At 55.2% G+C, this 26,445-nt stretch carries 28 protein-coding genes, 1 tRNA gene, 2 pseudogenes and 1 riboswitch; of the genes and pseudogenes, 10 read left to right on the top strand and 21 right to left on the bottom strand.

Annotated elements, in window-relative coordinates:
* Positions 1-93 precede the first annotated feature (93 nt).
* Complete coding sequence (cls, locus tag LRL22_RS08110) at positions 94-1,575, top strand: cardiolipin synthase (RefSeq protein WP_005361740.1); 1,482 nt, start codon at positions 94-96, stop codon at positions 1,573-1,575.
* A 107-nt stretch (positions 1,576-1,682) separates the two neighbouring features.
* A complete protein-coding gene (locus tag LRL22_RS08115) occupies positions 1,683-2,945 on the top strand; it encodes a DUF945 family protein (RefSeq protein WP_270905125.1) in 1,263 nt (420 codons plus the stop codon).
* Between the two features lie 80 nt (positions 2,946-3,025).
* Here the strand turns inward: LRL22_RS08115 and purU are convergent, their stop codons facing one another.
* Positions 3,026-3,862 (bottom strand): formyltetrahydrofolate deformylase, encoded by an 837-nt coding sequence (gene purU / locus LRL22_RS08120; RefSeq protein ID WP_005344188.1) that lies wholly within the window; start codon positions 3,860-3,862, stop codon positions 3,026-3,028.
* A 258-nt stretch (positions 3,863-4,120) separates the two neighbouring features.
* A riboswitch (FMN riboswitch) is annotated at positions 4,121-4,277 on the top strand.
* Between the two features lie 104 nt (positions 4,278-4,381).
* Here purU and ribB point away from each other — a divergent pair.
* Positions 4,382-5,035, top strand: coding sequence for a 3,4-dihydroxy-2-butanone-4-phosphate synthase (ribB, locus tag LRL22_RS08125; protein WP_005334344.1), 654 nt, complete (start codon positions 4,382-4,384; stop codon positions 5,033-5,035).
* Positions 5,036-5,260: 225 nt separating this feature from the next.
* Positions 5,261-5,503 carry an Lpp/OprI family alanine-zipper lipoprotein gene (locus LRL22_RS08130; RefSeq protein WP_005334342.1) on the top strand — a complete coding sequence of 81 codons (243 nt, stop codon included), beginning with the start codon at positions 5,261-5,263 and terminating at the stop codon, positions 5,501-5,503.
* Positions 5,504-5,659: 156 nt separating this feature from the next.
* Here the strand turns inward: LRL22_RS08130 and LRL22_RS08135 are convergent, their stop codons facing one another.
* Positions 5,660-6,508: a tetratricopeptide repeat protein gene (locus LRL22_RS08135; RefSeq protein ID WP_270905126.1), complete on the bottom strand. Its 849-nt coding sequence runs from the start codon at positions 6,506-6,508 to the stop codon at positions 5,660-5,662.
* Positions 6,505-7,227: a 4'-phosphopantetheinyl transferase family protein gene (locus LRL22_RS08140; RefSeq protein ID WP_270905127.1), complete on the bottom strand. Its 723-nt coding sequence runs from the start codon at positions 7,225-7,227 to the stop codon at positions 6,505-6,507. Before LRL22_RS08140 ends, LRL22_RS08135 begins: the two co-directional genes overlap by 4 nt.
* Before the next feature lie 275 nt (positions 7,228-7,502).
* Between LRL22_RS08140 and LRL22_RS08145 the strand changes: the two genes are divergently transcribed.
* From LRL22_RS08145 to LRL22_RS08160, 4 genes are all read left to right on the top strand, one after another.
* Positions 7,503-7,991, top strand: coding sequence for a C40 family peptidase (locus tag LRL22_RS08145; RefSeq protein ID WP_005334331.1), 489 nt, complete (start codon positions 7,503-7,505; stop codon positions 7,989-7,991).
* A gap of 148 nt (positions 7,992-8,139) precedes the next feature.
* On the top strand, positions 8,140-9,111 hold the full coding sequence (gene rlmF / locus LRL22_RS08150; RefSeq protein WP_270905128.1) for a 23S rRNA (adenine(1618)-N(6))-methyltransferase RlmF: 972 nt from the start codon (positions 8,140-8,142) through the stop codon (positions 9,109-9,111).
* Positions 9,112-9,356: 245 nt separating this feature from the next.
* On the top strand, positions 9,357-10,082 hold the full coding sequence (locus LRL22_RS08155; protein ID WP_204483864.1) for a MaoC family dehydratase: 726 nt from the start codon (positions 9,357-9,359) through the stop codon (positions 10,080-10,082).
* Between the two features lie 245 nt (positions 10,083-10,327).
* Positions 10,328-11,743, top strand: coding sequence for an SLC13 family permease (locus LRL22_RS08160; RefSeq protein WP_270905129.1), 1,416 nt, complete (start codon positions 10,328-10,330; stop codon positions 11,741-11,743).
* Positions 11,744-11,810: 67 nt separating this feature from the next.
* On the opposite strand, the gene LRL22_RS08165 is transcribed toward LRL22_RS08160, so the two are convergent.
* Positions 11,811-12,800 (bottom strand): DUF481 domain-containing protein, encoded by a 990-nt coding sequence (locus LRL22_RS08165; protein ID WP_270905130.1) that lies wholly within the window; start codon positions 12,798-12,800, stop codon positions 11,811-11,813.
* Between the two features lie 39 nt (positions 12,801-12,839).
* On the bottom strand, positions 12,840-13,748 hold the full coding sequence (locus tag LRL22_RS08170) for a L,D-transpeptidase family protein (protein WP_232489899.1): 909 nt from the start codon (positions 13,746-13,748) through the stop codon (positions 12,840-12,842).
* A gap of 439 nt (positions 13,749-14,187) precedes the next feature.
* On the opposite strand from LRL22_RS08170, the gene LRL22_RS08175 reads away from it, so the two are divergent.
* Positions 14,188-14,277, top strand: a tRNA-Ser gene (locus LRL22_RS08175).
* 380 nt (positions 14,278-14,657) lie between these two features.
* On the opposite strand, the pseudogene LRL22_RS08180 reads toward LRL22_RS08175, so the two are convergent.
* The 13 genes and pseudogenes from LRL22_RS08180 to LRL22_RS08240 all read right to left on the bottom strand — a co-directional run.
* Positions 14,658-14,938 (bottom strand): annotated as a pseudogene (locus LRL22_RS08180) (transposase); the annotation flags it as partial.
* Positions 14,919-15,277 (bottom strand): annotated as a pseudogene (locus tag LRL22_RS08185) (IS110 family transposase); the annotation flags it as partial. The pseudogenes LRL22_RS08180 and LRL22_RS08185, both read right to left, overlap by 20 nt.
* 100 nt (positions 15,278-15,377) lie before the next feature.
* On the bottom strand, positions 15,378-16,889 hold the full coding sequence (locus LRL22_RS08190) for a sensor domain-containing diguanylate cyclase (RefSeq protein ID WP_270905131.1): 1,512 nt from the start codon (positions 16,887-16,889) through the stop codon (positions 15,378-15,380).
* Between the two features lie 161 nt (positions 16,890-17,050).
* Complete coding sequence (locus LRL22_RS08195; RefSeq protein ID WP_270905132.1) at positions 17,051-18,037, bottom strand: DUF2860 family protein; 987 nt, start codon at positions 18,035-18,037, stop codon at positions 17,051-17,053.
* A 254-nt stretch (positions 18,038-18,291) separates the two neighbouring features.
* Complete coding sequence (locus LRL22_RS08200; protein ID WP_336296642.1) at positions 18,292-18,543, bottom strand: type IV toxin-antitoxin system YeeU family antitoxin; 252 nt, start codon at positions 18,541-18,543, stop codon at positions 18,292-18,294.
* A gap of 275 nt (positions 18,544-18,818) precedes the next feature.
* Complete coding sequence (locus LRL22_RS08205; protein ID WP_270905133.1) at positions 18,819-18,974, bottom strand: hypothetical protein; 156 nt, start codon at positions 18,972-18,974, stop codon at positions 18,819-18,821.
* Between the two features lie 805 nt (positions 18,975-19,779).
* The gene (gene radC, locus LRL22_RS08210) at positions 19,780-20,283 is read right to left on the bottom strand and encodes a RadC family protein (RefSeq protein WP_270905134.1); all 504 of its coding nucleotides are present in this window, start codon (positions 20,281-20,283) and stop codon (positions 19,780-19,782) included.
* Positions 20,284-20,390: 107 nt separating this feature from the next.
* Positions 20,391-20,648, bottom strand: a complete 258-nt coding sequence (locus tag LRL22_RS08215; protein ID WP_270905135.1) for a hypothetical protein — start codon at positions 20,646-20,648, stop codon at positions 20,391-20,393.
* Positions 20,641-21,051, bottom strand: coding sequence for a hypothetical protein (locus tag LRL22_RS08220; protein ID WP_270905136.1), 411 nt, complete (start codon positions 21,049-21,051; stop codon positions 20,641-20,643). The genes LRL22_RS08215 and LRL22_RS08220 overlap by 8 nt, the downstream gene beginning before the upstream one ends.
* A 9-nt stretch (positions 21,052-21,060) precedes the next feature.
* Positions 21,061-21,486 carry a DUF2787 domain-containing protein gene (locus tag LRL22_RS08225; protein WP_270905137.1) on the bottom strand — a complete coding sequence of 142 codons (426 nt, stop codon included), beginning with the start codon at positions 21,484-21,486 and terminating at the stop codon, positions 21,061-21,063.
* A 19-nt stretch (positions 21,487-21,505) separates the two neighbouring features.
* Positions 21,506-21,853: a YkvA family protein gene (locus LRL22_RS08230; protein WP_270905138.1), complete on the bottom strand. Its 348-nt coding sequence runs from the start codon at positions 21,851-21,853 to the stop codon at positions 21,506-21,508.
* Between the two features lie 84 nt (positions 21,854-21,937).
* Positions 21,938-22,387 (bottom strand): hypothetical protein, encoded by a 450-nt coding sequence (locus LRL22_RS08235; protein ID WP_270905139.1) that lies wholly within the window; start codon positions 22,385-22,387, stop codon positions 21,938-21,940.
* A 48-nt stretch (positions 22,388-22,435) separates the two neighbouring features.
* Complete coding sequence (locus LRL22_RS08240; RefSeq protein ID WP_270905140.1) at positions 22,436-22,771, bottom strand: hypothetical protein; 336 nt, start codon at positions 22,769-22,771, stop codon at positions 22,436-22,438.
* Between the two features lie 207 nt (positions 22,772-22,978).
* On the opposite strand from LRL22_RS08240, the gene LRL22_RS08245 reads away from it, so the two are divergent.
* Positions 22,979-23,329 (top strand): helix-turn-helix domain-containing protein, encoded by a 351-nt coding sequence (locus LRL22_RS08245; protein WP_025202117.1) that lies wholly within the window; start codon positions 22,979-22,981, stop codon positions 23,327-23,329.
* Between the two features lie 11 nt (positions 23,330-23,340).
* Here the strand turns inward: LRL22_RS08245 and LRL22_RS08250 are convergent, their stop codons facing one another.
* From LRL22_RS08250 to LRL22_RS08260, 3 genes are all read right to left on the bottom strand, one after another.
* Positions 23,341-24,321: a recombination directionality factor gene (locus LRL22_RS08250; RefSeq protein ID WP_270905141.1), complete on the bottom strand. Its 981-nt coding sequence runs from the start codon at positions 24,319-24,321 to the stop codon at positions 23,341-23,343.
* Positions 24,318-25,307: a YqaJ viral recombinase family nuclease gene (locus tag LRL22_RS08255; RefSeq protein ID WP_270905142.1), complete on the bottom strand. Its 990-nt coding sequence runs from the start codon at positions 25,305-25,307 to the stop codon at positions 24,318-24,320. The genes LRL22_RS08250 and LRL22_RS08255 overlap by 4 nt, the downstream gene beginning before the upstream one ends.
* 94 nt (positions 25,308-25,401) lie before the next feature.
* A complete protein-coding gene (locus tag LRL22_RS08260; protein ID WP_270905143.1) occupies positions 25,402-26,355 on the bottom strand; it encodes a DUF932 domain-containing protein in 954 nt (317 codons plus the stop codon).
* Between the last annotated feature and the right edge of the window lie 90 nt (positions 26,356-26,445).

The raw sequence follows: 26,445 nt of genomic DNA on the forward strand, positions 1-26,445 counted from the left end.
GCGACCTGATAGAATGGATTTGCCTTACAGCATACCATCCCGGCCGGTTGGGGTCTGCCCACCGCGCTGTTTGTCGATTAGAAGGAGTCCCCGTTGTTTAACGGTCTGGAACACGATCTTCAACTGCTGTTTTCCCGTTTTCTGGGTTGGCTGCTACTGCTTTTTCATACCGTGATTGTTACCGGTGTGTCGTTTCGGGTGGTGATGAAACGCCGTCCCATCGGGGTGTCGCTGGCTTGGCTGGCGCTGATCTATGCCATTCCGTTTGCCGGGGTGGGCTTCTATGTGCTGTTTGGTGAAATAAAGCTGGGGCGCCGCCGTGCCGAGCGCGCCCAGGCCATGTATCGCCCTTATGCCATCTGGATCCGCCAACTGGCCCGTCTGTTCCCGCAGCACTGCTGTGAAGTGGGCGCCAAGGCACAGCCGCTGCACGATCTGATCCAGGGACGGCTCGCCATGCCGATGCTCTCAGGCAACCGCATGACCTTGCTCAACAAGCCGGACTGGATCTTGCGCGAGATAGCCCAGGATATCCGTCGCTCGACGCTCTCTTGCTATCTGGAGTTCTATATCTGGCATCCGGGCGGCGATGCCGACGAGGTGTGCGAGGCGCTCATTGAAGTGGCGCAACGCGGCGTGGATTGTCGCTTGCTGCTCGATTCGGTGGGCAGTAAACAGTTCTTCCGCTCCCACTGGCCCAAAAAGCTGCGCAAGGCGGGGGTCAAGCTGGTGGAGGTGCTGCCGGTCGGCGCCTGGCGCATTCTGTTCCAGCGTCAGGATCTGCGGATGCACCGCAAGCTGGTGGTGATTGATGACAGGGTGGGTTACACCGGCTCCATGAACATGGTGGATCCCCGTTTCTTCAAGCAGGATGCCGGGGTCGGCCAGTGGGTCGACATCATGATCCGGGTGCAGGGGCCCATGGTGCCGCTGATGTGGTCGATCTTTGTCTGGGACTGGGAGATGGAGACCGGCGAGCGGCTGCTCGACAGTCTGCAACATGAGCCGGAGGCCTGGCCCCAGACCAACTACCGCGCCCAGCTGATCCCGTCCGGTCCCTTCGTCGGCGGCGACTGCATCCAGCAGAGCCTGCTGCTGGCCATCTATCAGGCACGCAGCCATCTGGTGCTGACAACCCCCTACTTTGTACCCGACGATCCGCTGGCGGCCGCACTCAGTTCGGCAGCGGCGCGCGGGGTGCAGGTGCAGCTGGTGTTGCCGGCACGCAACGACTCCATCATGGCCAATTACGCCTGCAACGCCTTTATGGAGGAGCTGCTGGCGGCCGGGGTGGAGATCTACCGCTACGATGCCGGTCTGCTCCATACCAAGAGCGTGCTGGTGGATGATGACTTCGCTCTGGTGGGGACGGTCAATCTGGATCGGCGCAGCCTCTGGCTCAACTTCGAGGTGACCCTGCTGGTGGATAACCCCTCGTTCGTTGCCCAGATGACCAGGCTGGTGCAGGGCTATATGGCGGAAGCCACCCCGATGACCCTGGCCCAATGGCAGGCCCGCCCCTGGTACAAGAAGGCGATGGAGAACATCTTCTATCTCTTCAGCCCCTTGTTGTGATGTTGTGGCGAGCCGCAAGAAAGTGGACTCGCCATCTGATTGGACTTGCCTAGCCCCGAGTCCGCCCCGTAGAGTGCAGTGACAACTCCCTGGAGACACATGGATATATGAAAAAGATAGTGGCCCTCGCCGTGGGTGCGGCACTGGTAGGTGGTGGTCTGGCTGCGTGCTGGTACACGGGCAACAGCTTCGACAACATCATGGCGGAGCAGATCGCCAAGGTGGAGAAAGAGAGCGGGCTCGACATGCAGTGGCTGCCGGGTAGCAGCAACCTCTTCACCCGTGACGGGATCCTGAAGGTCGTGGTGACGCCGGAGGAGCTGGCTGCCATCGACAGCGAGCTGGAGGGCAGTCAGCCCATCGAGTTGCAACTGGTGGTCAAGAGCCAGATCCTGCCGCTCTACATCAAGAGCCACTTCCTGCTCGATACCCATAATGGCACGCTAGCGCCGGTTTTCACCGCACTGGGCATGGAGCAGTGGGAACTCGGTCTGGAGTCGGTCACCAGTCTCTGGACCCAGGGTAACAGCAGCCGTTTCTGGGCCAATGAATTCAAGATCAAACAGGGGCTGGACGAGTTCAGCTTCCTGCCCCTGAGCGGTGAGTTCCACGGCAATCTGGAGGGGAATGGTCACCTCACCATGACCTGGCAGGGGATGACAGTTCACGAAGAGCAGAGCAAGATGGACTTGGTGCTTGCCGATCTGAAAGGGAGTGCCGACATTGCCGAGATCAGCGGTGTGCTCCTCTCGCCCCAGAGCGAGATGACCCTCTCGGCCCTCACGGTACAACTGCCTGACAGCGTCAAGGTTGCCCTGCAGGGGATGACTACCGAGACTCAGCTGACCGGTGATGATGCCCAGACCCTCTCCAGCAGCTATCAGATGAAAATTGCCAAGCTGGATCTGGAGAACGAGACCGACACCCTGGCGGTGACCGACAGCAAGTTGGCGCTCAACCTCAACGGTCTGGATCTGGAAGGGTATCAGGGGCTGCAGGCCGCCGGTGGCAAGGGAGTTGAAGATGCCGTCATCCAGCAGGCGCTGGACAAGATGCTCAAACGTGGCGCGACCCTTGAACTGGCCGATCTCAGCGCCAAGCTCAACGGTGAGGCGGTGACCATGAAGGGGGACGTGAAGCTGGCCTCCACCTCGCTGGAGCAGCTGTTTAACAGCGACGCGGGAATGCAGGCCCTCTCCGGCGTGCTGCATGCCAGCCTCAGCGACAAGCTGGGCAAGGCGGTGCCGCAACTGGCCCCCATGCTCGATCAGCTGACCCTGATGGGTTATCTGAAGGCCGACAAGCAAGCGCTGACCTCCGAGCTGAAGCTGGAGAAGGGCGCGGTGACGGTAAACGATCTGCCGCTCTGACACTCGGCGTAAAAAACAACAACGGCTCCCGCGGGAGCCGTTGTTGTTTCTGGCGTTTGCATACGTGCCGTGTGGGCGGATTACTTGAAGACCACCGTCTTGTTGCCGTAGACGAACACCCGCTCGTTCAGTACCAGCTCCAGCGCGCGGCTCAGCACCGATTTCTCCACATCCCGACCCGCCTTGGCCATGTCGTCCGCACTGAAGGCGTGACCGACGTGGATCACGTCCTGTTCGACAATGGGGCCTTCATCCAGATCGTCGGTCACGAAGTGGGCGGTGGCACCGATCAGCTTGACGCCGCGATCAAACGCCTGCCGGTAGGGGCGGGCACCGATAAAGGCGGGCAGGAAGGAGTGGTGGATGTTGAGGATCTTGCGCGGATAGGCCTCGACGAAGCTCGGGGTCAGCACCCGCATGTACTTGGCCAGGATCACATAGTCAGGCTCATAGCTGTCGATGATGGCGCGCACCTGCTCTTCATGCTCGGTACGGCTCAGACCCTCGTGACTGACGGTGTGGAACGGGATATCGAACTTGCCGGTGAGCTCGGCTAGGGTGTCGTAGTTGCCGATCACCGCGACGATATCCATATCCAGCGCGCCCGCGTAGTTCTTCATCAGAATATCGCCGAGGCAGTGGGTTTCTTTGGTCACCAGGATGACGATGCGCTTCTTGCCCGCCTTGACCAGACGGCGTTGTGCCCCGGTGGGCAGGGCATCATCGAGGTCGGCAAGCAGGGTCTCGTCGTTGAAGCGCCCCTCCAGCTCGGTACGCATAAAGAAGCGGCCATTCTCGTGATCCACAAACTCATCGTTCTTGATGATGTTGAGCTGGTGCTTGTAGCAGATGTTGGTGATCTTGGCGATGAGCCCTTTGGCATCCGGGCAATCCGTGAGCAGTATTTTCTTTTCCATCTCTGTCATTTTCCGTTTGTGGTGTTGGCGCTGCTGTCTGCGCCGGCAGCGTTGTTCAGGCTCTCTTTTCGGGCCCTGTTTTTTGTTTCGGGAACTATGCCATAAACCGATCCGCGCCATAAAGAAATTCGCCAGTCATGGCCTCTCGTGCTGGCGATCGGGCTGCAGAGCGCGATCCCGGGCGCAATGTTGAAACGCTTTTCAGCCTGCGGGGGATTTTGGCTGGTATCTGCAACCGTTTTTCTTTAGGCTGTCTGCGCTTATTCTCAGGGCGGGGTGCAATTCCCCACCGGCGGTATCCCGATTGACTCGGGGAGCCCGCGAGCGCCCGACTTGGCTGATTGCTGGGTCGGGGTCAGCAGATCCGGTGAGATGCCGGAGCCGACGGTCATAGTCCGGATGAAAGAGGATAAGACAGACCTTGCCGCGTTGGCCCTTGTGGGCTGGCCGCTGCATGCCCGTCTCTGTCTGCCTTTCCATGCCCTGATTCTGGTCCTTGTCTTGTTTAGGAGTTTTACCATGAATCAGTCTCTACTCAGTGAATTCGGTGATCCCGTTGCCCGTGTCGAAGCGGCGCTGTCTGCCTTGCGTGCCGGAGGCGGTGTGCTGGTGGCCGACGATGAAGATCGGGAGAACGAGGGCGACCTCATTTTCGCCGCTGAATCCATGACCAATGAACAGATGGCGCTGATGATCCGCGAGTGCTCCGGCATCGTCTGCCTCTGCCTGCCCGATGAGCGGGTTCGCCAGCTCGAACTGCCGATGATGGTGGAGGCCAACTCCAGCCACTACCAGACCGCCTTTACTGTGACCATCGAAGCGGCGCAGGGGGTCACGACCGGTGTCTCGGCGGCTGATCGCATCACCACCATCCGTGCAGCCATCGCAGACGGCGCCAAACCGGGTGATCTGCACCGCCCGGGTCATGTTTTCCCGCTGCGGGCGCGAACCGGTGGGGTGCTTACCCGCCGTGGTCATACCGAAGCGACGGTCGATCTGATGCAGCTGGCTGGCCTCAAACCGTTTGGTGTGTTGTGTGAATTGACCAAAGAAGATGGCTCGATGGCGCGTCTGCCAGACCTGGTTGCGTTCGGTCGCAAGCACCAGATGCCGGTGCTGACCATCGAGGATCTGGTGCAATATCGTCAATTGTTGTCAGAACGTACAGCCTGAGCCTCATACGAAATTGTAATAAGGCAAAAATTTGGTTAACCTTTGTCCGTGCCCCCACCACACGGCACTCATTTTTTAGACGAATCTGGACAAAAACTGTTCATTCAAAAAAAAATGAGGGTTTTAATGCATTTATCTGTGGTGGGGACTATGCAAAGTAGGATTTTTTTGTGCCATAATCACGCCGCTTGCTAAACGTCTGGCGAGTTCAAGGGAGCTTTAAAAATGAAAAAATTGTTGTTGGTAGGTGTTGTTGGTCTGTCCGCTCTGCTGGGCGGTTGTGCAAACACCAGCGAACTGGAAACTTCCGTTCAGAATCTGTCTAACAAAGTTGACCAACTGGCTCAAGATGTTAGCGCAGTTCGTGCTGATCAGTCCAAAATCGCTGCTGATGTTGCCGAAGCCAAGCAAGAAGCTATGCGTGCTAACCAGCGCATCGACAACATGGCTACTTCCTACAAGAAGTAATCCATGCGAAAAAAATGGCGCAGTTTTGCGCCATTTTTTTTTGCCTGAAATTCACCGTATCTCCACTATTCCCACAATACCTTCTTCGTACTTGACCCATGAGGTCATGCCGGTCTCCCGGCACTCCCCCATCATTACCAGCCAGTTCGATTCCGATCAGTAGAGCAGACTATAGAGTTTGCGACGGTAGCTCTGCGCCGCCGGTGTGCTGCCCATGGTCGCCAGAATATCGAGATAGGTCTTTCTGGCATCGCCGAATGCCAAATCCCGCTTGAGGATCTCCAGCAGCAGTCCCAACGCCTCTTCCTGACGGCCTGCCTGGTTGTATTGCACTGCCAGCTCCTGAGCCAGGGCAAAATCATCGGGCTGTTCTGCATGACGGGCTTCCAGCGCGCGCAGCTCCGGGCTGTCTGCCGCTTGCAGGGCCAGCGCCAGCCGTGAGCTCAGAGTATGGAAGTGGCTATCCTGCGCCGCCATCGGGATGGTGCCGAGGCGCTCCTGCGCTTCATCCAGCAGGTTGAGGTCGAGCGCAGCTTGAATGAGCCACAGGCTGATGTCGTGACGTTCAGGAGCCAGCTGGTGTGCCTTGGTCAGATGGGCATAGGCGATGCTGGGCTGCTCGTCAGCCAGTGCTTGTTGCCCCTTGGCCAGCAACTCTTCCTCTTCTTTGGGGGCGAAGGCGGCGAAATACTGGCGCAGGGTGGCTTCATCCTGCGGTCCTTCGATGATCCCCTGTTCGTCAGGGCGACCCTGATGAAACAGCACCAGCGCCGGCAGGGCGCGCAGGCCGAGCTGACTGGCCAGCGGCTGCAACTGGGGATCGTTCATATCCACCTTGGCCAGGGTGACCTGCTCATTGGCGGGCCCAACCAGTGATTCGATCAGCGGTGTCATCCCCTGACACTCCGGCATCTGCGGAGCATGGAAATAGATGACGACCGGCTTCTTCATGGACGCATCGATAAGTTCAGCGTGAAAATTCTGGGGAGTAATGTCGACGATCATGAGTTGGACTCTTCAGAAAGGGTGTTGAGTAACATGGGGTTAAGCGAGTGGCAATTCAAGCGCTCATCCAGCCGGTAAAAGGTCACAGGGGCTGCCGCCGCTGCGAGGCTGAGCCAGCCGCTGGCAAAGGGCCAATCCTGTACCTGATAAGGGGTGTCATCGAGCTGGTTGTCGAGTCGCCATCCTTCCTCCGGGAGAAACCGTACCTTCTCCAGTCCCGCCGCTATGCCGCCACCGTGGGCTTTCAGTACCGCCTCCTTGCGCGACCAGAGCCTGTAGAAGGCGCTCTCCTGCTCTTGAGCAGGCTGTGCGCAGAGCCACTCATATTCACTCTGTGCATAAAACCGGCGGGCCAGGGGGAGGGGATGATGCCGCCGTTTGCCCAGTTCGATATCCACCCCAAGCGGCCCCTGCGGGCAGAGCGCCAACACCAGCCAGCTGCCACTGTGGCTCAGATTGAACTGCCAAGCATCATCATGCAGTCGGGGCTTGCCGTGGGGGCCGTTGCAAAATTGCAGACTGGCGGCAGGCTGTTGCAGCCGCTCAGCCAATAGCTGGCGCAGCAGGGCGCGGCTCACCAGATATTCCTGACGCCGTTCAGGATGGGTCATGGCTTGCCAGATATGCTGCTCATCGGTTGACAGCCATTCAGGCAATTGAGCAAGCAGTTCCTGGCATACCCTGGCCGGTTTTAACAAAAAAAGATCGGTTTCGATCATGATTTTTCACTTTAAAAAGGTGCTGAAGCAGGGATAAAAGCCAGTTATCTAGGAGGCCCAAGGCTCTTTTTGCGATTGTATATTGTTTGGGCATGATCACATTAATTATGAAAAATCGTGCATTTCCTTGCAAAAATGTGAGCTTGATAGGGATTTTCACTTGCCTCGATAGAATTCTTGGATATAGTCGGGTGCTGTTGCCTTATAAATTGCCCTTTGGGGCCGTATTTTAACAAGATTTACTATTTAGCGGGGATAAAGGATTGCGCCACCTGATGCTACTGCTGGTCGCGCTCGGAATGGTGGGTTGTGCCTCGGCACCCCAACCCGAGGTCGCGAGCAAGATCGAAGTTTCCATGGTTGAACCTGTCATCGAACCGGAAGCTTCCCAGACACCTGATGTGAATGAAATCCTGACTGTATACAAAGAGTGGCGTGGTGTTCCGTACCGGATGGGTGGCAGCAGCCAGCGCGGTATCGACTGTTCCGCCTTTGCCCGTGAAGTGTTCCGCAATGCCGTCGGTATCGAATTACCCCGCGATACCCGCTCCCAAGTCCACGAAGGGACGCGCGTTTCCAAGCAGGATCTGGTCGAGGGTGATCTGGTCTTCTTCAAAATCAATCGTCGTCTCAACCACGTTGGTATCTATGTCGGCAATGGCGAATTCATCCACGCCTCGACCCGAGCCGGTGTGACGCGCTCCAAGCTGGATAGCCAATATTGGCGCAACAAGTTCTGGCAAGCTCGCCGGATCGATATCTGAGTCAGGCTGGACAAACGGCTCGCAGTACGGACTGTTTTTCCAACCTCACTTGAACCGGGCTCGATAGCCCGGTTTTTTATTGCCCTCGTTTAGACTTTCCCGAGTCAAATCACTATAGTGTGGGCCCGTTTTCTTCGGCAGGCTCAGCATGAAACCCCGCATACCATCAGCCGGTGGCCCCAAGTCGGGCGACCGCAAATCCGGACTTCACTCCCGTAATCGCCATCAGGCGGGTTACGACTTTGAGGCGCTCTGCCTGCGAACTCCCGAATTGGCCGCTCATGTCTTTATCAATGACTACGGCACCCGCACCATCGATTTTGCCGATCCCGATGCAGTGAAGACCCTCAATCGCGCCCTGCTGGCCCATCACTACGGGATTGCCCACTGGGACTTGCCTGCCGGTTACCTCTGCCCGCCTATCCCGGGACGGGTGGACTACCTGCACTGGGCGGCCGACCTGCTGGCCGAGAGCGCAGGCCAGCTCCCTACCGGCAAGGGGGTGAGGGTGCTGGATATCGGGGTGGGGGCAAACTGCATCTATCCGCTGCTGGGTGCCCGCGAATATGGCTGGCGTTTTGTGGGATCGGATATCGATCCGGTCTCGGTCAAGGCGGCCACCTTGCTGGCCAAGAGCAACGGACTCGGCAACCAGATTGAGTGTCGTTTGCAGGGTAACCCCAACCATGTGTTTCGCGGCATCATAGGGCCAAAGGAGCGCTTCGCTCTGACGCTGTGCAATCCGCCGTTCCATGCGTCGCTGGAAGAGGCGAGCAAGGGGACGGAGCGCAAGCTGCGCAATCTGGGCAAGGAGGTGACAGGCACTCCTGTGCTTAATTTTGGCGGCCAGAAGGCCGAGCTCTGGTGCGAAGGGGGCGAGGCGGCGTTTCTGGCCAACATGATTGCCCAGAGCAAGGAGTTTGCCACTCAGTGCCTCTGGTTCAGCTCGCTGGTGTCGAAAAAAGAGAACCTGCCGGGGGCGAAAAAGGCGTTGAGCCGAGTGGGTGCGCGTCAGGTACGGGTGATCGACATGGCGCAGGGCAACAAGGTGAGCCGGATCCTTGCCTGGTCCTTTCTGGATGAAGAGGGATTGCGTAGCGGCTGGTCGAGCGCGCGCTGACTCCCCACCACAAGGCCCGATGAGGGCCTTTTTTCATGATGAGTCCCGCGAGTTTCCCCTGCTGGCGGCATCTTTGGCAATCGATTTCCTCATTGGCAGATCGTGCTGGTTTACATGGTGTAAGTAGTTACTTCCGCCTTGGTACAGGTGTACGCCGAGATTTTTTTGCACTTACAGCTGAAACTTTAATAAAATAGGACTGGTTAGACCTCTTTACAGGCAATGAATCACATAGGGATCGGAACATGAAAGTTGTCGATTTTCTGAAGCGCAAGCGCGAAATTTTGGCGCAGCACCCCTTTGAGCTCAAGGATTGGCTCTCACCGGCGATCCGCGACTACTGGCGTGAGTTTCAGCAAAAGGCACATCTTCACCCTTTGCTGGGTCGTGTACTGGACTTGCAAACCGAGACCCAGAGCGAGCAGCAACAGGATGCAGCAACCGTGGCACGGGTGGCCAACGGTCAGCCTGCCGTGGCTCAGGAACCCGCTGTGGAGCTGGGAGCCGAGGCTGCCGAGCTCTATGCCGCCCTGCAGGCTCGCATTGGTGAAGAGACCCATGTCGGCGAGTGGCTGCACGTCAGCCAGCAGATGATCGATCAGTTTGCTGCAGTGACCGGGGATCACCAGTGGATCCACACCGATCCTGAGCGTGCGGCCGCCGAGTCGCCTTTCAAGACCACCATCGCCCACGGCTTCCTGACCCTGGCGCTGCTGCCGCAGTTGACCGGCTCGGTCGATGAGGCCACCCCCGAGTTCCCGACCGCCCGCATGGTGGTGAACTTCGGGCTGGATCAGGTACGTTTCCCGTACCCCATCAAGGTGGACAGCAACATCCGTGCCCGCACCAAGCTGGCCCGGGTCACCCCCATCAAGGGTGGGCTGGAGCTGCTCAAAGAGATCAAGGTTGAGATCGAAGGGATCCGCCGCCCGGGTTGCGTCATCGAGTCGGTGACCCGCATCTACTTCTGAGCTCTCTCATCGGCATGAATGGTGAAACGGGCCCGCTGTCGTGTGCAACGAACAGCGGGCCCGTTTTTTTGCCTGTTTGTTGCAAGGGCTGAGGCGTCAGCCATAGCGCGCCGACCCCAGCTTGATATGACTCACAAAACGGTGCGCCGTGCAGTTAGCCAGCTCTCATTTTGGCGAGTTGGCCGCGTGAGGCGATAGCATGTTATGCCACTATTGGCTTCTTACTCCCGATCCTGGAGACAATAGTGCCCATCAATAACAAGATTATTCTGCCACTGCTGCTGAGCTTCACTATCCTGCTGATCCCGACCCACTGGATCCCGCTGGAGGGGATCACCGTCATCGAGCAGCGGGTCGTGGCCATTTTCGTGCTGGCCGCTCTCTGCTGGATCCTGGAGCCCATCCCTATCTTTGCTACCTCGGTGCTGATCATCGTGCTGGAGCTGCTGCTGCTCTCTGACAAGGGGCTCTGGTTCATGACTGCCGACAAGGCTGAACCGGGGTTTGGTGAGCTGCTCAAGTCCACCGAGGTGATGGCGACCTTTGCCTCGCCGGTCATCATGCTGTTTCTCGGTGGTTTTTTCCTCGCCATTGCGGCGACCAAGTACCATCTGGACGTCAATCTGGCGCGGGTGCTGCTGCGCCCGTTCGGTCAGGATCCCCGGATCGTCATGCTGGGGCTGATGTTGATCACCGCCACCTTCTCCATGTTTATGAGCAATACCGCCACCACCGCCATGATGCTGGCCATCCTTACCCCGGTGCTGGCGGCGTTTCCCGACAAGGACCCGGCCAAAATCGGCTTTGTGCTGGCCATTCCGCTGGCGGCCAACCTCGGGGGGATCGGCACTCCCATCGGCACTCCGCCCAACGCGGTGGCCCTCAAATACCTGACCGGCGAGCATGCCATCTCGTTCGGCCAGTGGATGGGATTTGCGGTGCCCTTTGTGGTATTGCTGTTGCTGCTTGGCTGGTTTCTGCTGGGGCGCTTCTTCCCGAGCACCCTCAAGCGGATGGATCTCAAGATTGAGGGGCGCTTTATGCAGACCCCTCGCGCCTGGGTGGTCTACCTCACCTTTATCACCACCATAGTGCTCTGGCTACTGGGGGATCTGCATGGCATGAGCTCCTACGTGGTCGCCATGATCCCGGTGGCGGTGTTCCTGACCACCGGCATCATCACCAAGGACGATCTGCACAAGATCTCCCTCGACGTGCTCTGGCTGGTCTCGGGCGGTATCGCGCTGGGGCTGGCGCTGGAGGACTCCGGGTTGGCCGAGCGGCTCATCACCCATATTCCGTTCCACGAATACTCCACGCTGGCGGTGCTGATCGGCGCCTGTCTGCTGGCAGTGGTGATGGCCAACTTTATGTCCAATACCGCAACCGCCAACCTGTTGCTGCCACTGGTGGCGGCACTGGCGGTCAGCATGCCGGAGCTGGCAGAGTGGGGCGGCAGCCACACCTTGATCCTGGCGGTTACCATTTCGGTTTCGCTTGGGATGTCGCTGCCTATCAGTACCCCGCCCAATGCGCTGGCCCACGCCACCGGTCTGGTGGAGAGTCACCAGATGGTGCGCATCGGCGTCATCATGGGGCTGGTCGGCACCCTGCTGGCGATGGTATGGATCTACCAGATTGCCGCTTGGGGGCTGATCTAGCGAGCCTTTCTGCCTGAAGCAAAGAGGAGCCGATTTGGCTCCTCTTTGCGTGTTGGGGTGGGGGGGACTAGAAACTGGCGCCAAGGCTGAGCAGGTGTCTGAATTCGCTCTCCCGGGGTTCCGGGCTGCCTGTGTCGACAAGGATGTCAGCATCTTCCCAATCCAGCTCACTCGACCAGGAGAGGCGCAGATGGTCGTTGAAGTAGTAGCGCAATCCTATGCTGCCTTTCAGATCCTGATTACGAGTGAAATAGGGGGAGGCTTGTGCCAGATATTTCAGATAGCGCCCCTGGCTGAACAGCTCCATTTTCTCCTGCCAGAGGGAGAAAGGTTGGCGATAATCCCAGTTAAAACCGGCGAAGGGGTAGTCAATGACCCGTTCACCCAGAAAAATCTTGGGAACCTCGCTATCTTCACGGAAGTAGAGTCGGCTTAATCCCCCTTGGGCCATCAGCTCCAGTCGGCGGCGTTTGTCGTTCCAGAAGCGGTAGCCAGGCCCCGAGCCATAGTCCATGTAGAGATAGCGATCTTTATCCAGCATGTCATATTCGGCATCGAGTGAGGTGCGCAAGAACCACTGTTGGTTGAAGAAGTAGTCCAGCGTAGGGTTGAGCTGATAATCATGGCTGTCGGTGACGTTGTCAGCGGTCTCATAGGTATATTCACCGGAGAAGCTGTAACGCCAGTCCAGATTGGCCAGCTCGCTTTTCCACTTGAGGTTGACGTTGTTGGTCTGCTTGTCATTCTGTTTGAGTTTGACATTGAGATCGCCGCTGCCGGTCCAGAGCCAGGCGTTGCGTTCATCCTGGTCGTCCTCGAACAGCTTGAGCCCACCCTTTGCCGTTGCCTTGGGGTTGTCCTCTTTATCGATGCGCCAGCGTTTGATGGCCTCCCGCTGGACGGTGACTGCGCCGCTGTAGGGCAGGGCGATGCGCACCGACTGTTCGGTCACCTCCTCGATGTTGCCGGTCAGACGATCGCCATTGTTCATCCAGAGAATGTCCTTGGCCCACAAGGAGTGACAGGCCAACAGGAGTAGGAGGGGCAGGAATTTCATGAGGTAAGGTGACTCCGGTGCGACTCGGGCGCTGGTGACTTAGCCACTGACAAGTTGGCTGCTGATGGGGCGGGGCAGGCCGTTTTTGCTCTCCAGCGCCGCCGTCACCTCATCCTGCATCACGTCAGGTGCGCTGATAAAGCTCTCTATGGCCGGAGATAGCACCAGCGGGGCGCCATTTTCAAGCTCCTCTTCGGTGCGGGAGAGCGGGGAGTGTACCTCCAGCCAGCGGCGACCATCCGGTTCGATGGCGACCTTGACCGGTTGATTGATGACCCGTACCGGCGTGCCAATCGGCACAATCTTGAACAGGGCCTCAATATCGTCAGGTCGCAGCCGGATACAGCCTGCACTTACCCGCAGGCCAACGCCAAAATCCTTGTTGGTGCCGTGGATCAGGTAGTCGCGTTTGCCATAACCAAGGCGCATGGCGAACTTGCCAAGGGGATTCTCTGGGCCGGGGGGCACCACGGCGGGCAGGGTGATCCCTTTTTGCTCCAGCCAGGATTTGCGCACCATGGGGCCGGGTACCCAGGTCGGGTTGGGATTCTTCTCGATTACGGTGGTGGTCATCTCCGGAGTCTCGCGGCCGATATCACCAATCCCGATGGGCAGCACGATGACCTCATTCTTCCCTTTGGGGAAGTAGTAGAGGCGCAGTTCGGGCAGATTGATGACGATCCCCTCGCGAGGCACATCAGGCAGCAGCATCTGGGTGGGCAGTGTCAAGCGGGTACCCGGCTTGGGTAAATAGGGATCTACACCCGGATTTGCCTCAAGCAGCGCCAAAAATCCAATTTGCGTATTTTTGCCAACCAGTTCCAGATGTTCATTCTGCTGGATGATGTAATCCTCCAGCTCACCGATGAGGCGACTCCCGGCAGGTGGCAGCGGGTAGCGTTTGGCCTCTGCCGGCGCCGCGCAGAGCAGGATCGCTGCCAGCAGCATGGAAAGGGCGGGCGTTAAGGGTAGGGGCTTGAGTTTCGGCAATCGCATAAGAAGATCCATCAGTTCAATCGGGGCGGAACATCATCAACACAGCCGCCAGAATGGCGCGATTGTTCCTCAATCAGCCCATGATTACCAGCTTGCTGCGCACCCACAATGATGTGGGGATACATAGGAAACCGGCCAAAAGCGGCATCACCCATAAATTTGAGCGCCAAGCAGGAAAAAGAGACGCCTCATGGCAATGGGGGAATGTCACGATATGGATAATGGCCGGGTGTGCGAGCGGGTTAATGTCGGGTGGATGCAGGGTGGCCTGGCAACGCGAACAGCACGCGCCGCATTGTGAGCCTGCTCCCAGATATCTGATTCAGCCATTTGATATCTAAGAAATTTTTATTGCATCCTCGGCCCAGCTTGGGTAAAAATCTCTCCCCACGGAGAGATGCCGGAGTGGCCGAACGGGATTGACTCGAAATCAATTGTGGCAGCAATGCCACCCAGGGTTCGAATCCCTGTCTCTCCGCCATACATCAAGTGAAAACTATTGATTTAGTTGGTTTTTTTGTTTGATTGTTTTTTTTGGTATGCCATTCAGTATGCCATTAGGTGCTGGTTGTCTTACTCCTCGATAGCACTCCTTTAGACAGGTCATAACCACTATTCCCTTCAAGTTACCCAAAACAAGAGAGGGCCATTGGCCCTCTCTTGTTATCTATGTTGTTGCTCCGTGCAAACCACACTGTTTGTACTTCTTGCCGCTGCCGAAGGACACGGCCCGTTGCTGCCAATCTTGATTGGCGCTACCACGAGTTGAGCACGTGCCGGTTGCTCGCTATGTTACGCCAGAAAGTGGGCATGCAAGCAAAGATAGGTTTTTGGTGGCATGCTATTGCAGATACTCATTGCTAAGCGCTTCAGCGAGGTAGGCATGGTCTCCAGCGGTTCAACTATCTGAATCGTCGCCACGATATCGTAGGTCACTGGGTCTACCGCCAGATGTAACTTGCGCCAGCCACTCCGCCTATTACGGTTTCAGCGCCGTGTTTTCTGACCTTCCATTCGCCTTCACTAAATACCTTCAGCTCAGTTGAGTCGATAACCCAGTCGGTAATGCGTCCCTTTGGGGGTTGTCGATAAGCGACCGTCACTGTGCGTGATCGCTTGCTGACGATGCAGTGCCAGCACGGCTTGTTGCTCCGGGGATTTGACAGGGACGAACCGCATGTTAGGTCGAGTCACGGCTTCGCAGATAGCTTCTGCGTCCGCAGCATCGTGCTTGTTGGTTTTGACATAGGGTTTGACGAACTGGGGTGCCATCAGTTTGACAGTATGCCCTAACAACATCAGGGTGCTGGCCCAGTAGTGAGAGGAGGCACACGCCTCCATGCCGATCAAGCAGGGTGGGATATTGGCAAAAAAGAGGCTATTTGTGAACGCTTGAGTTGCTTGTTGAACAACCGCTTACCGTGCCCGTCCACCTGGAACACCTCTTTTGCCAAATCTATGCCGATTGTCGTCGCCATCATGGTGGTCGCCTCTCTCATCAGTGGGAACGTACACTCGCCACTGTGGCACTTCAGATGCCGTTTTGGGTAGGGGCGACCATTCCATTAACAACGCCGTATATCAGGCAAAGCTCCAGCAATCACGCCCATCCTTCTTACTACGATAAAGAGCGGAGTCCGCATCTGAAAATATCTTTGCAGGATCCCCAGGGCCACTTGCTATACCGATACTAAGTGTTACAGAGCAATCATGCTCACGCCATTTAAGATGTCTAACATGATGCATTAACAATTCTACTTGCGTCGTAACATTATCTTTTCCCATGGGAAGTAAAGCTGCAAACTCATCACCACCAATACGATATACTCTCTCCAAGCCAAGAGTTGAAACTAAGCTATCGGCTACTCGGCATAAAACTAAGTCTCCAACCTGATGTCCCAAATTATCATTTATTGATTTGAATTTATCGAGATCAATTAAGAGTAGCGAATGTGGTAGTGATTCGTTTCTCAGGGACTCGACATCCTGCTCAAATGCTCTGCGGTTTAAAATTCCCGTGAGTGGATCTAACCTTAATTCTTGCCTGTTTTGATTATATCTGTTTTTAATTTTATCTATTTCGGATAAACTTTTACCGATGAACCATGATATATTTATAACATCATGAGGCTGCAATACACAAGAGTCCTCATCAATCCGCCTGAGTCGCTCAAGAAGAACTGTTTGTTCTTGACGAACAACACGAATTAAAGAAAAAACACCTAGCCAAACAATTAGAGCCACTATGCAAATAGGGAGTAGCACTTTGCTCAATTCTGTTTGAAGTGCCGCCACAAAGCGTTTCTGCGGAATATACATGCCTAGTTGCCACTCGACATATTCTAGTGGGTGAGTTATAGTTGCGCCATTTATTAAGCCACTGAAAGATATGTCTTTATTGTAACCGCCAATGTCTTCTTGTTTATATAATTCAGGGTTTGCTATCGACAACATTCCCCCTGTCTTTATATTTTGCAAAAACAAAGAGGTATCGAGATCACCTAGAGCATGTTTTAAAGTCTGATTAATCTTGTCTAGTGGCATATCAACAAGTAGCAGACCTAGTACCCCTCCACTTGAATCAACTATTTTCTTCCCCAAAGTTAAAACTAACTCACCACTACCAAATTCAGGATAGGGCCCAATCCATTGAGAGTCATCAGTACTACCATCTAATATTTTATGCCATGGACGTTCAGTGGCATCAAAACCGTAACCAGGTGTCCAAGCCGGATAGCTATCTATTCTATTTTCAGCAATCCCATAGAAGTAGATAAAGTGATTCTCTTCCATTTTTATGCGATGCGCGATTGGCCATAGTGAATTAATGGCTGAGGCACCTTGCTTGATCGCGTTTTCATCTAGACTATTTACCAGAATATCCAGTTCACGCTCGTTTTCACTCACTAACTTCAATAAATATGAAGCATCTAGTGTTTTTAGCATTCTATCGTAGCCATCAAGGCGCACTTTAACGGTGCCTTGATAGCTTGAAAATGCCATATATGCTGACAAAAATATGGTTAACGCACCTATTAACATGGAGAATTTAACCAAAAAATAGTTTAGTTTTTTATCATATTTTTTGTCCATTACAGCACCCACCTTCATTGTATTTAAATCTAATTGTAATTATTTCTTTAGTAATTATTCTGTAATACCTCAGGTGTAGTGTTTTCGTAAGTAAGAAACGAGAGGTTTTTATTCTCTCGTTTCTTCAGCGCTGTGGCACATATCGTTATCGATATGATGGATTAAAAATTATAGAGCAAACCAGTGCTGAGGACTGTCGATTCGGTGTCATAGAAACCTACCTCAGAATCAGACTTGGCATAGCCTGCGGTCAACGTTGCGGAAAGGGGGGCAATCCCAAAGAGTCGATGCCAGAAGAAGGTGCCATTGATAGCAAATTCGTCCGAGTCGGCCTGCTGATTGAAGATCGGATTTGCCTCATCATATTTGGTTTGGCCCATATAGACGTTGCTGACAAACGACCACTGAGAAGCACGCTTGGCAAAGGTCAATTGCATGCCATTGCTCTCGTAACTCTGTGCGCTGCCATCGAGGTCTGCTTGGCGGTAGATAAACGCAGGTTCCAGAAGGTAACCAGGGGCGAAATGCCACTGGTAAGAAAACTCCATGGCATGCATTTTCCCGTTACGATCCAGCTTGGCTGCTGTTGCTGCGTCGAATTGACTACCACTACGTTCCTCATCAACCTCGATGTTACGTGTGGTGAGGCTACCGTAGAAGTTACTACCCCAAATCTTGTCCCAAGCAAACCGAACACCTTTGGATTTGATATCGGTGGATTGGCGCGTTACTCCGATTGCAAAAGGATCGCTCCACTGTTCAATAGGCATTGCATTGAACACCACAGAGCCTGCCACTATCCCTTTATCACTCATCTCCTGACGAATACCCAGTTGCTGAGTAAAGTCGAAGCGAATGGCATCCTGGATCAGGTTCCCCAAAAATACCTGGGTCCGGGTGTCGGCGAAGGTGTAGCGAATGTCGGCATTGAGCTGAGGGGTGACGGTAGAGGTGCTGTCAGCGTTACCTAAGCTATCAATGTGTTCTTTACTGTCGTCGCCACTATAAAAGTTGGACTTATAATTGAGCGTGTTAACGCCCCCCAGCAAAAAGCCAGACCAGCCAGACTCTTTTGGAATGTCTCCCAAGTTAGCATATGCATTACTTGTTATTAGTAGACCCAAGCCAAGAAGTGTGGTGTTGCGCATCAAATGACTCCGTTTTGAAGGTGTGAAATGAAATTATACGTTGATTAACCTTAATGGTTGCTGTCAATACAATCTCTCAAATGTGCTTAGCCCAAAGTGTTCATGTCCCAGTCCAATTAGCCGAATGGCGATCTATAACGGACCGCAGAACGTACTGCGATCGCCGTAGGGAGAACCATATTCCCTGTCTTCCAAGAGATACCGATATCGTTTATTTGTATCGTGCAGCGTTCGTAGAATTTATCATCCCGTTTTTACGAGACATAGAGAGCGATATAGAGATACCCATGGCTGCCCAAGGTGTCAGCTTCACAGGTGAAACCATCATGCTGGACGGTGATACGATGCTGGAATCGGGCATCCAGTTCGCCGATCAGCAGTTTGCTTTCTAATTCTTTTATGATGGCTGGGAAGGTTACCTCTAGCCGGTTGATAGCCTCCTCCTCCCATTTGCCTACCAGTGAGGCCCGATCTGACAAAAAGTGCAGGCGGTGATGTTCTTGAATGAGACGATCCTCAAAGCGCGGTGTGGCGGTATGGGGTAAACCTCACTGCGCAAAAATCCGGGTGAGCTGATCCGGTGCTGCGGGTTTTGGTCCTGGGTGTGGATGGTTGTCGTGGTCATGATTAGCGATACCTCAATTGGGTATGAACGATAGTGCCGGGTATGTTGTATCGCTGGCGTAGTCTGTTCAGGTACTGAGGGAGTTCGATCAGGTTTACCAGTTGCCTCCGGTAAGCCGGGATAGATTGACGTAGTCGGGATGGCTCACGATGATGGTCACTTTATGCCCTGGCTGCGGCCAAATAGGGTGGCTTTGGCTTCTTTGATGGTGGTGATACCAGGAGCTGGTAGCATTTGCCGGTTGCGCAGATGCAGTTTGTTGAGCTCGGGGGCATAGCGATGCACCTGGAGTCCGGTGATAAGACGGGTCATGTTCGGTGACTCCAATGATGCCAAGGGCACGGCCTGCCCGCCGATGTCGTTATTAATGTGTCGAGGTCGAGAAGGCCGCCGCATATGCGGTATGGAAGGAGCGCAACGGTCACTTGGCCAGTGCAGAAAGCGAAGTGAACCAACATCAAGGTGAACTGGGTCGCTACTTCCTCGAACAAGTAGCGAAATACAAGAAACTAAGATAGGGCTCGGTCCTTAAAGGTCGCGTATATGTGAGACTCGATAGGGTTTTTCCATTCCTTAAGTGGTAGCCTAGTCGTTATTAACCAATAACTTAACAGAAGAATGGAACAACTTAACCGAGCCCTTGCCTTACACCAGTTACTCTTGGACTTTCGTTACCCTGTTCCACGCTCCGTCATACTCGAGCTACTTGCGTGCTCAGCCAGCACTTTCAAACGGCTGCTTAGAAACGCTACGAGACCTTCGCGGGCGATCTCCTGGTCCTCGCAGCCGCACAGGCTGCTAAGAAAATCAACCGCGAGCAGCTGTATCTGCAAGCAGTCTTCGTAGCCGGACAGGCTGCTAAGAAAAGGTGGTAGCGCAGTTGGTGTAACCCTGCAGCCTTCACAGCCGCACAGGCTGTTCAGAAAAAGGCAGGGCTTGACCGGCTCTGGTACTGGGCCTTCGCAGCCGTACAGGCTGCCTAGAAGAAAGTTACACTCCATGGTGACTGGTGAATTACGGTTGCTCTCTGCAGCCCAAGAAGGTAAAGAAAAAACGGCCACACAGGCCGTCCGAAACTTGGCCGTTGCCTCGGCCGCTATCAATAACCAATTCTGTTTCAAGAGTTCATGTAGCCTCGTTCTTTGAGTGATACAACGCCATTACTAGCAACCACCAAATGATCTAGGGTTCGGATATCAACCAGAGACAAAGCACTCTGCAGTCGCTGGGTTATTTCTATGTCTGCTCGGCTGGGTTCAGGGTGACCTGACGGGTGGTTATGCACCAGCATCAGAGCTGCAGCATTGAGCGCCAACGCACGTTTAACAACTTCCCGTGGGTAGACGGAGGCACTGCTGAGCGTGCCGCGAAATAGCTCCTCATATGCCAGGATCCGATGCAGGTTATCCAAGAACAGTATGGCAAATACTTCATGCTCTCTGCTCTGCAACAGGGTTTGTAGTGCCTGCTGGGCCAAGTGTTTGTCTGTAATCGCGACGCCCTTGGCCAGTTTCTGACGGGCAATCTGGTTGGCGATAGTCAACAGGTCCTCTTCGTTAATCAGCTCAGTGACGAGGTATGTGCCGGGGATCTCCCAAGCGATCAATTTGTGATGCAACATGATTGTGCTCCATACGCCATCGCCCCACCGAGTGGGATGCGGCAGGGTCGGGGGGGGTTGGTTAATAGGTTGGTAAATGTGGTGGTTGCAGGATTGGCTGGTGGTGTTCAGGCCGCAAGGGTGTGAGTGGTGTAGTGGTGCAACGGGACGTCGTAACTGGTCGCAAGCAGGGTGCCTAGCTGGGTTAGCCAGCGGTGATCCGAGTGGTCGCACAGCCATTGAGCCAGTGCTTTGCCCTGTTCGTTTTCATAGCGCAGGTAGAGGGCATAACCGTCTACTGGCTGGCCTTGGTCATGCACCACTTCAATCTGACCATCGTGCTCAAGATAAGCCTCCAGTTCGATGGCGAGCACAGCATTAATCATCTTCAATCTCCTTGTCGGGGATGTGGTCACTCTCCACGGCATAGCCGCGATGGATGCAGATGCGCTGCAGGTCAGCCAGAAAGCTTGCCAGCACGCGAGGTTGCTCGGTGAGTGGCACGGGGCCTGCTTGACTGCGCCAGAAACAGCGATGTTTGGGGTCAATGCAGATCTCATCCACCGTTTGGCTCATGGTGCGCCAGTCATCGGCATTGGTGATGGAGAGCAGTTGCCACTGCACACCAGACCAGCGCACTTGCAAGGTGACGGTGCTGGCTTGTTGACTTCCTGGGGTCAGATGTAGCAACCAGCGCTGACTACTGCAGGTGGGGGTTAGCTTGGCGTTGGCGGCGACTGGTCCCAGCCACTGACGTGAGTAGTGAGAGAGCGCTAATTCTTGGCTCATCGTGTCCTCCTAATCTCCTGCGACCGTGACGCTGAAACACTCCAACCGGCAGTAGGCAATGAAGTTGCTCTGCCAGATATCGAACAGCTCCCGCGCTTCGGCCAGTCGCAATGGTCCCCAGCCCAACATGGTGTGTTCCCCATCGAGGAAGTTGAAATCGAGCTCTTTGCAGAGCTCGGTATCCTGCCCCAGTCCTTGATAACTGAAGTCGGTGACGTAATCGAACTGCCAGCCATCGAGCCCACGGATCAGCCGGATCTCGACTGGGTGCACGCCGCCTTGCTCGGCACTGTAGCCGGGGTTGCGAAAGTTGAAGGTCAGTTGGGTTAAGCGCTCAATATTGAGCTCGGTTTTAGCGACTTCTTGGTTAAGCTGAACCAGCAATGCTTGTGCAACGGGCATGGCAAAGCCGTCCCGGAAAAAGGGAATGGTCATGGTGTACTCCTTGTGGGGGTTAATCTTGGCCGAACAGCTCGCGCATTTTTTTGGCCACACGGGCACGGATCTGTTCATCAATAAAGGCGGCAATGCTGGCGAGAGCTGCACTCAGTACTGCGATGTCATCGGTGAGTCCCATCGGCAACACATCCGGGATCGCATCAATTGGCGATATAAAGTAGGCCAGCGCACTGTAGATCAGCAGCTTGGCCCAAAGTGGCAGGTCACCCTTCTGGCTGGTGTAGTAGAGCAACAGGCAGGTCTCGATAAAGGGCCGACCGGCTCGTTTGGCAAAGGCCCAGAGTTTGTGCCAAAAGCCTTGGTGATCGAACGGCTCGCATTCAGGGGGAATACAGGGGGGCATAGTGCGTCTCCTTCACGGGGGGGTGAATGGCAGAAACAAAAAGAGGAGTCATTTGCCTCCTCTTTGGATGGGAATGGGTGTGACCTATTGGTCCCACATCAAGCAGTCAAACTCGGGGGTATTGGTGGCGGGCAGAACTGATGCCACCTCTTGGGTCGGCAGTGCGAGCTGCTTGCCGTCAGCCGTCAAAATTCTGATCGACTTGGCCTTGCGTAGCTTGCCCCACATGTCGAAGAAATTGTTCTCACCGACACGGGACTCGGTCTCATAGGGCGCATCGTATTGGCTGCCATCGACGACGATGGAGAAAGCCTGCCCAGCATAAGAGCCGTACTCCTTGCCCTGCACGGTGGCTGTCATGCTGACCTTGCGGGTGTCATTACAGGCGATATAGAGGTTGTTTTGCTCGTTGACCACCGCCGTGTATTCGCTGGTGCCCTGACCCCAGCCACTGCTCCAGCGTCCGGCCTCGCCATACGCAAAGGCGTTGCCGCACAGCAGCAGTGCTGTTGAGGTAATGAAGAGTTTTTTCATCCCTGTGACTCCTAAAGGCTCAAGGATTTAGATGAGCCATTAACGTGGTTATTTTTTGTAAAGCACGTTGAGTGAGTTATCCACCAAGTGCTTAACGATTTCATAGTCTGGATTGTAAGTGGCGAGATTATGTGCCGCGATGGTGACGGCAGATGCGATCCCGGCTAGACCGGTAATACCGCCAAAGACGCTGGCCCCTGCTGCGGCGATCCGGCCTTTGCTATACACCCGGCATTTCAGCCCGGCAGGTTCGATGCTGTTTTCAAGTTTTGTAACAGCGGCGCTCATTCGCCCCGATAGCCCCACGACTTCGAAAGATTTTCGTGCACGGATCAGTGAGGCCAGCTTGTCAGTACCTAGATCTTCATAAGTCAGTCTTTCCATGTTTTGTTCCCTTGGTCGTGTAGTAAAAGCGTCTTATGGAGCCCACCTGTTGCGAGTTGGTCACGATGGTTTATTGGTTGAGGGCCTCGCATCTGTGTCAAATCAGCATCAATTGCCGTTTGTGGACTCATTAAGTCTTTAGTCTACCTTTTGAGTCCTTATCCTCAATGGGTCCATGGTCAACCATAGAGGTTGACTGGAGGACCCATGACAGATATCAACCTTGAGCTGTTAGCCAAGAGCGTCGGCAAGGCGATTAGCCACAAGCGAACTCAAGCCGGATTCACGCAAGAGCAGGTGGCTGAACACCTCAGTATCGGGATGGAAGCCGTATCTCGAATGGAGCGAGGAATTGTGGTGCCGACCGTGGTGCGGCTGGCGGAGCTCGCTCAACTGTTCGGCTGTGAGCTGGCGGACTTTCTGCGCGAGACCAGTAACCGCCCGACCGAGCAGGGCATTGTGCTGAGCCAGCAACTGGCCCGGCTCGATGATGCTGACCGAACTCTGTTGCTGGAAACGGTAGAGCGGTTGGTGGAGCGGTTGGCGCGTCCCCGCTGATCATCCACCATTCACTGGGGAGGAGATGGGTCCCCTTTCCCCAATTTGTTGGTGAGCGGACTCCTTCTTGGTTGTGGCCTCTGCGGTGTTCTGGTTGCTTGGCTTTGCGGTGCGTTATGCAAGGCAACCTCCACTGCCCCTACGTTTCCATTCGCCGTATCGTCGCTGTTGGTTTCGGGATAGAACTCCTCCAACAGCATCGGCACCTCCTCATCGATATCTTCAAACTGACCGTTACGCAGCAACTCGCGAGCAGCCTGCTCCATCTGCTCGATTGCCAAGCCTGCTTCTTGGTCACGCTGGGCCGCCTCCTGTGCCAGCCTGACTGCCTCAGTCAGGTTGGTCTCTTCCCGTAGCGTCAAATCCACGTAGTAGACCGGTGTGCGGTAGGACTGGGTGGTGCTCTTGGCCCGCAACCGCAGGGTGAGCGGCAGATAGCGGGTATGGCCCCCGCTCACAGCCTCCAGGTACTTCAGTCGAGCCGCCAGAGTGCGCACCGAGTTGTAGCCGGTGGTGCGGAAGATAAAGCTACCCAGCTCATCCCCTTGCCCCTCCACAAACAGGTTCAGTCGCCCGTACAGCTTGCAGCCCTGTTGCCCGGCAAAGGCGCAGCGCTCGGGTCCAGGGCAGCTGACCTCCTCCATGCCTTGTGCCCCCACGCGTCTTGCCACCTCCCCATTCCCGACACACAGCGGCCTGCCGGTTTGCCGGTCAAAGGCACTGTATTCCGCCCGCAGATTCAAGTCGCTGTCGTTGAACAGCACCCGCACTGGAATGGCGCGGATCTTGGTCTGCACCTGCCCTTGGCCACTTTTCTGCGATGAGTAGTGTTGATGCAGGGGATGGAGCAACCATCCCCCCTTTTGCTGTATCTGGGTGGTGAGGGTGAAGCTGTCGTCCTTCTCCGGCACCCACTTATCCTGTTTTTGCACCAGCTTGCCGATGCAGATCCGCCCGATCACGGGCGGGGTGATCGCCAGTCCTTTGATCATGGTGTTTGCCTCAAGGGTTGAATGGTGAAACGGCGCACGCCGGGTACCGGTTTGACGTAACGGGTGAGCAGGTCGGGATGATCCTGACCGAGCTTATCCAGGTCCGGCGCTAGCCGGTCTTTACTGCGCTTCCAGGTGATCTTGCCATCGGCAAACAACCCGGCTGTAGCTTCACCCAAGGTGGCTTGCAGCCGCTGCTTGAGTTGTGACTCCTGCTGCTCGACAGCCTCCTTTTGCTGACGCAAGCGCAGTAGTTCGCCAAACAGCAGGTTGAACTCGGGGGAATCGGAGAGATCCAGCGTCTGACCATCGTCACGCGGGAACAGCCAGCTCAGGGCATTGGCTGCATCACTGGAGCCGTCAGGCTCTGGCTGGTGGTCTTGTTGCACCATCTGCCAGAACTGCACTTCCCGCTCGGTGAGATCCTGGATCTTCTCCTCATCGCGCTCGATGCGGTAAATCCGAAAATCCTGACCGCCGATCAGCACTGCCACCTCAGCCCAGGCATGGCCGGTGACGGCCAGCTGATGGAGTACCTGACACTGGTAAGCCACCGGCACTCCTTCCTCCCACTGTGGGGCGCTGTGATAGCTGGCTGTTTTGATCTCCAGAATGCCCGGCCCATCGGGATGGCCGACCACCTCTCGGTCGAGGTTGGCGAGCATGAAGGGTTGCTCGGGGTGTTGCAACACAGCATTGACCCGGCGCACCTTGTAGCCTGTGCGCTTGGCATAGACCTGTGCCAGCACAGGTTCGAGCTCGATGCCCCACAGCACCGCTTCCTTATGGGAGATATCCTCCGGCTCCTTGCGGCCAGTCTTCTCCAACCAAAGGCTGAGCGGACATTTGTAGGGGGAGAGCCCCACTGCCACGGCGGCATCGGAGGAGCCAATGCCGAGTTTGCGGATAGCGAGCCACTGCTCGCGGGTTAACTGGGTCGTGGAGGCCAGCCGCAGGGCCTGGCCATATTTGGCTTTTGCTTTCATGACTATTCCTTGTTGACGGCATAAATGGCGACGCCCGGATTGGCTTGTGCCAGTCCGGGTGAGGTCGTTATGCGGTTTGAATGGGGAAGAGGAATTACTGCAGCAGAGTGAGTGCCTGATTCAGGGCTTGGGATTTGAGTTGGGCGCCCTGACCGAACCAGGCGGAGTCGAGCCGGTGATCCTGGCTGCGGGCACGGCGGTGGTGATCCACGTATTCGGTGACCGCATTGACCAGCCCCCAGGCGGTATTACGGGAGCTCGCAAGTTCTGAGCCCATGCCTGCGCCCATATACAGCTCGTGCAGTTTTTGGGCGGGACGGCTGAGAATAATATTCTCATCATCGCCAGCCGGATCATTGAGTAGTTCACCGAAGAAATTAAGGGCTTCCACGGGTGATACCGGACGATTGCTCAACGATGTCATCTCTTGTTGGAAACGATCCCAATTTGCCATACCAAGGCCCAATGCCTCTTTGACGGCAGTTGCATTAAATTGAGTTGAGTGGGGAACCTTGATCGCACCATTATTATCCCGTAATGCTATTTGCAAGGTGTTATTACAGACAACTCGTAACGAGGTAAATTGTGCTGTGGTGCACAGCGTACCATCACAACTGGTGGCGAGCAGCAGGTAGGATTTCACCCTATCTCCACCATTCAGCTTCACATCTTGACCCGTTTTAGCCAGCGCCCATAATTTACGGCCGCCCTTGAGCGAGCCTGCAGTTTCCAACTCAAAGCCGCCCACTTCTACCAGATCTTGATAAAAGTGCAGCACCTCATGAGGCTGTACCACATTATATCGGCGAGAAACGACGGATAGAGGCTCTAGGTTATCAGAACGGTACAAAACTTTGCTGTCTGAATAAGGGCGAATATGGAGTGCATCTGAGGCGACGTTAAACATTACGTCACTCTGCTCGATAGTCCAATTCATCCCGGCTGCCTGTAGCCAGATATCCAAAGATTGCCGCGGTGGCAATATATTGCCAAGGCCATGCCACGGGGTTTGGCCTGTGTAGGCCATGGTGTCAATTAAGTGAGCCATATTTTCATCCTCTATTGTATCGATTCAATAATGGAATATAGGTGTGAGAAATTTTGGAATTGATAACACAGGAGGGACGCATGAATGGCA

It is taken from the genome of Aeromonas sp. PI_26 (assembly GCF_027854445.1).
GTDB classification, from domain to species: domain Bacteria; phylum Pseudomonadota; class Gammaproteobacteria; order Enterobacterales; family Aeromonadaceae; genus Aeromonas; species Aeromonas veronii.

What these genes read in the sequence shown, in the direction of transcription:
- LRL22_RS08235 (WP_270905139.1), bottom strand. Translation starts at nt 22,387, where the DNA reads ATGAAAAAACTCTTCATTACCTCAACAGCACTGCTGCTGTGCGGCAAC.
- LRL22_RS08225 (WP_270905137.1), bottom strand. Translation starts at nt 21,486, where the DNA reads ATGACCATTCCCTTTTTCCGGGACGGCTTTGCCATGCCCGTTGCACAA.
- rlmF (WP_270905128.1), top strand. Translation starts at nt 8,140, where the DNA reads ATGAAACCCCGCATACCATCAGCCGGTGGCCCCAAGTCGGGCGACCGC.
- LRL22_RS08130 (WP_005334342.1), top strand. Translation starts at nt 5,261, where the DNA reads ATGAAAAAATTGTTGTTGGTAGGTGTTGTTGGTCTGTCCGCTCTGCTG.
- LRL22_RS08245 (WP_025202117.1), top strand. Translation starts at nt 22,979, where the DNA reads ATGACAGATATCAACCTTGAGCTGTTAGCCAAGAGCGTCGGCAAGGCG.
- LRL22_RS08195 (WP_270905132.1), bottom strand. Translation starts at nt 18,037, where the DNA reads ATGCGCAACACCACACTTCTTGGCTTGGGTCTACTAATAACAAGTAAT.
- LRL22_RS08135 (WP_270905126.1), bottom strand. Translation starts at nt 6,508, where the DNA reads ATGATCGTCGACATTACTCCCCAGAATTTTCACGCTGAACTTATCGAT.
- LRL22_RS08170 (WP_232489899.1), bottom strand. Translation starts at nt 13,748, where the DNA reads ATGCTGCTGGCAGCGATCCTGCTCTGCGCGGCGCCGGCAGAGGCCAAA.
- LRL22_RS08250 (WP_270905141.1), bottom strand. Translation starts at nt 24,321, where the DNA reads ATGATCAAAGGACTGGCGATCACCCCGCCCGTGATCGGGCGGATCTGC.
- LRL22_RS08190 (WP_270905131.1), bottom strand. Translation starts at nt 16,889, where the DNA reads ATGGACAAAAAATATGATAAAAAACTAAACTATTTTTTGGTTAAATTC.
- radC (WP_270905134.1), bottom strand. Translation starts at nt 20,283, where the DNA reads ATGTTGCATCACAAATTGATCGCTTGGGAGATCCCCGGCACATACCTC.
- ribB (WP_005334344.1), top strand. Translation starts at nt 4,382, where the DNA reads ATGAATCAGTCTCTACTCAGTGAATTCGGTGATCCCGTTGCCCGTGTC.
- LRL22_RS08215 (WP_270905135.1), bottom strand. Translation starts at nt 20,648, where the DNA reads ATGATTAATGCTGTGCTCGCCATCGAACTGGAGGCTTATCTTGAGCAC.
- LRL22_RS08205 (WP_270905133.1), bottom strand. Translation starts at nt 18,974, where the DNA reads ATGACCCGTCTTATCACCGGACTCCAGGTGCATCGCTATGCCCCCGAG.
- LRL22_RS08165 (WP_270905130.1), bottom strand. Translation starts at nt 12,800, where the DNA reads ATGAAATTCCTGCCCCTCCTACTCCTGTTGGCCTGTCACTCCTTGTGG.
- LRL22_RS08115 (WP_270905125.1), top strand. Translation starts at nt 1,683, where the DNA reads ATGAAAAAGATAGTGGCCCTCGCCGTGGGTGCGGCACTGGTAGGTGGT.
- purU (WP_005344188.1), bottom strand. Translation starts at nt 3,862, where the DNA reads ATGGAAAAGAAAATACTGCTCACGGATTGCCCGGATGCCAAAGGGCTC.
- LRL22_RS08145 (WP_005334331.1), top strand. Translation starts at nt 7,503, where the DNA reads ATGCTACTGCTGGTCGCGCTCGGAATGGTGGGTTGTGCCTCGGCACCC.
- LRL22_RS08220 (WP_270905136.1), bottom strand. Translation starts at nt 21,051, where the DNA reads ATGAGCCAAGAATTAGCGCTCTCTCACTACTCACGTCAGTGGCTGGGA.
- LRL22_RS08155 (WP_204483864.1), top strand. Translation starts at nt 9,357, where the DNA reads ATGAAAGTTGTCGATTTTCTGAAGCGCAAGCGCGAAATTTTGGCGCAG.
- LRL22_RS08255 (WP_270905142.1), bottom strand. Translation starts at nt 25,307, where the DNA reads ATGAAAGCAAAAGCCAAATATGGCCAGGCCCTGCGGCTGGCCTCCACG.
- LRL22_RS08260 (WP_270905143.1), bottom strand. Translation starts at nt 26,355, where the DNA reads ATGGCTCACTTAATTGACACCATGGCCTACACAGGCCAAACCCCGTGG.
- LRL22_RS08240 (WP_270905140.1), bottom strand. Translation starts at nt 22,771, where the DNA reads ATGGAAAGACTGACTTATGAAGATCTAGGTACTGACAAGCTGGCCTCA.
- LRL22_RS08230 (WP_270905138.1), bottom strand. Translation starts at nt 21,853, where the DNA reads ATGCCCCCCTGTATTCCCCCTGAATGCGAGCCGTTCGATCACCAAGGC.
- LRL22_RS08140 (WP_270905127.1), bottom strand. Translation starts at nt 7,227, where the DNA reads ATGATCGAAACCGATCTTTTTTTGTTAAAACCGGCCAGGGTATGCCAG.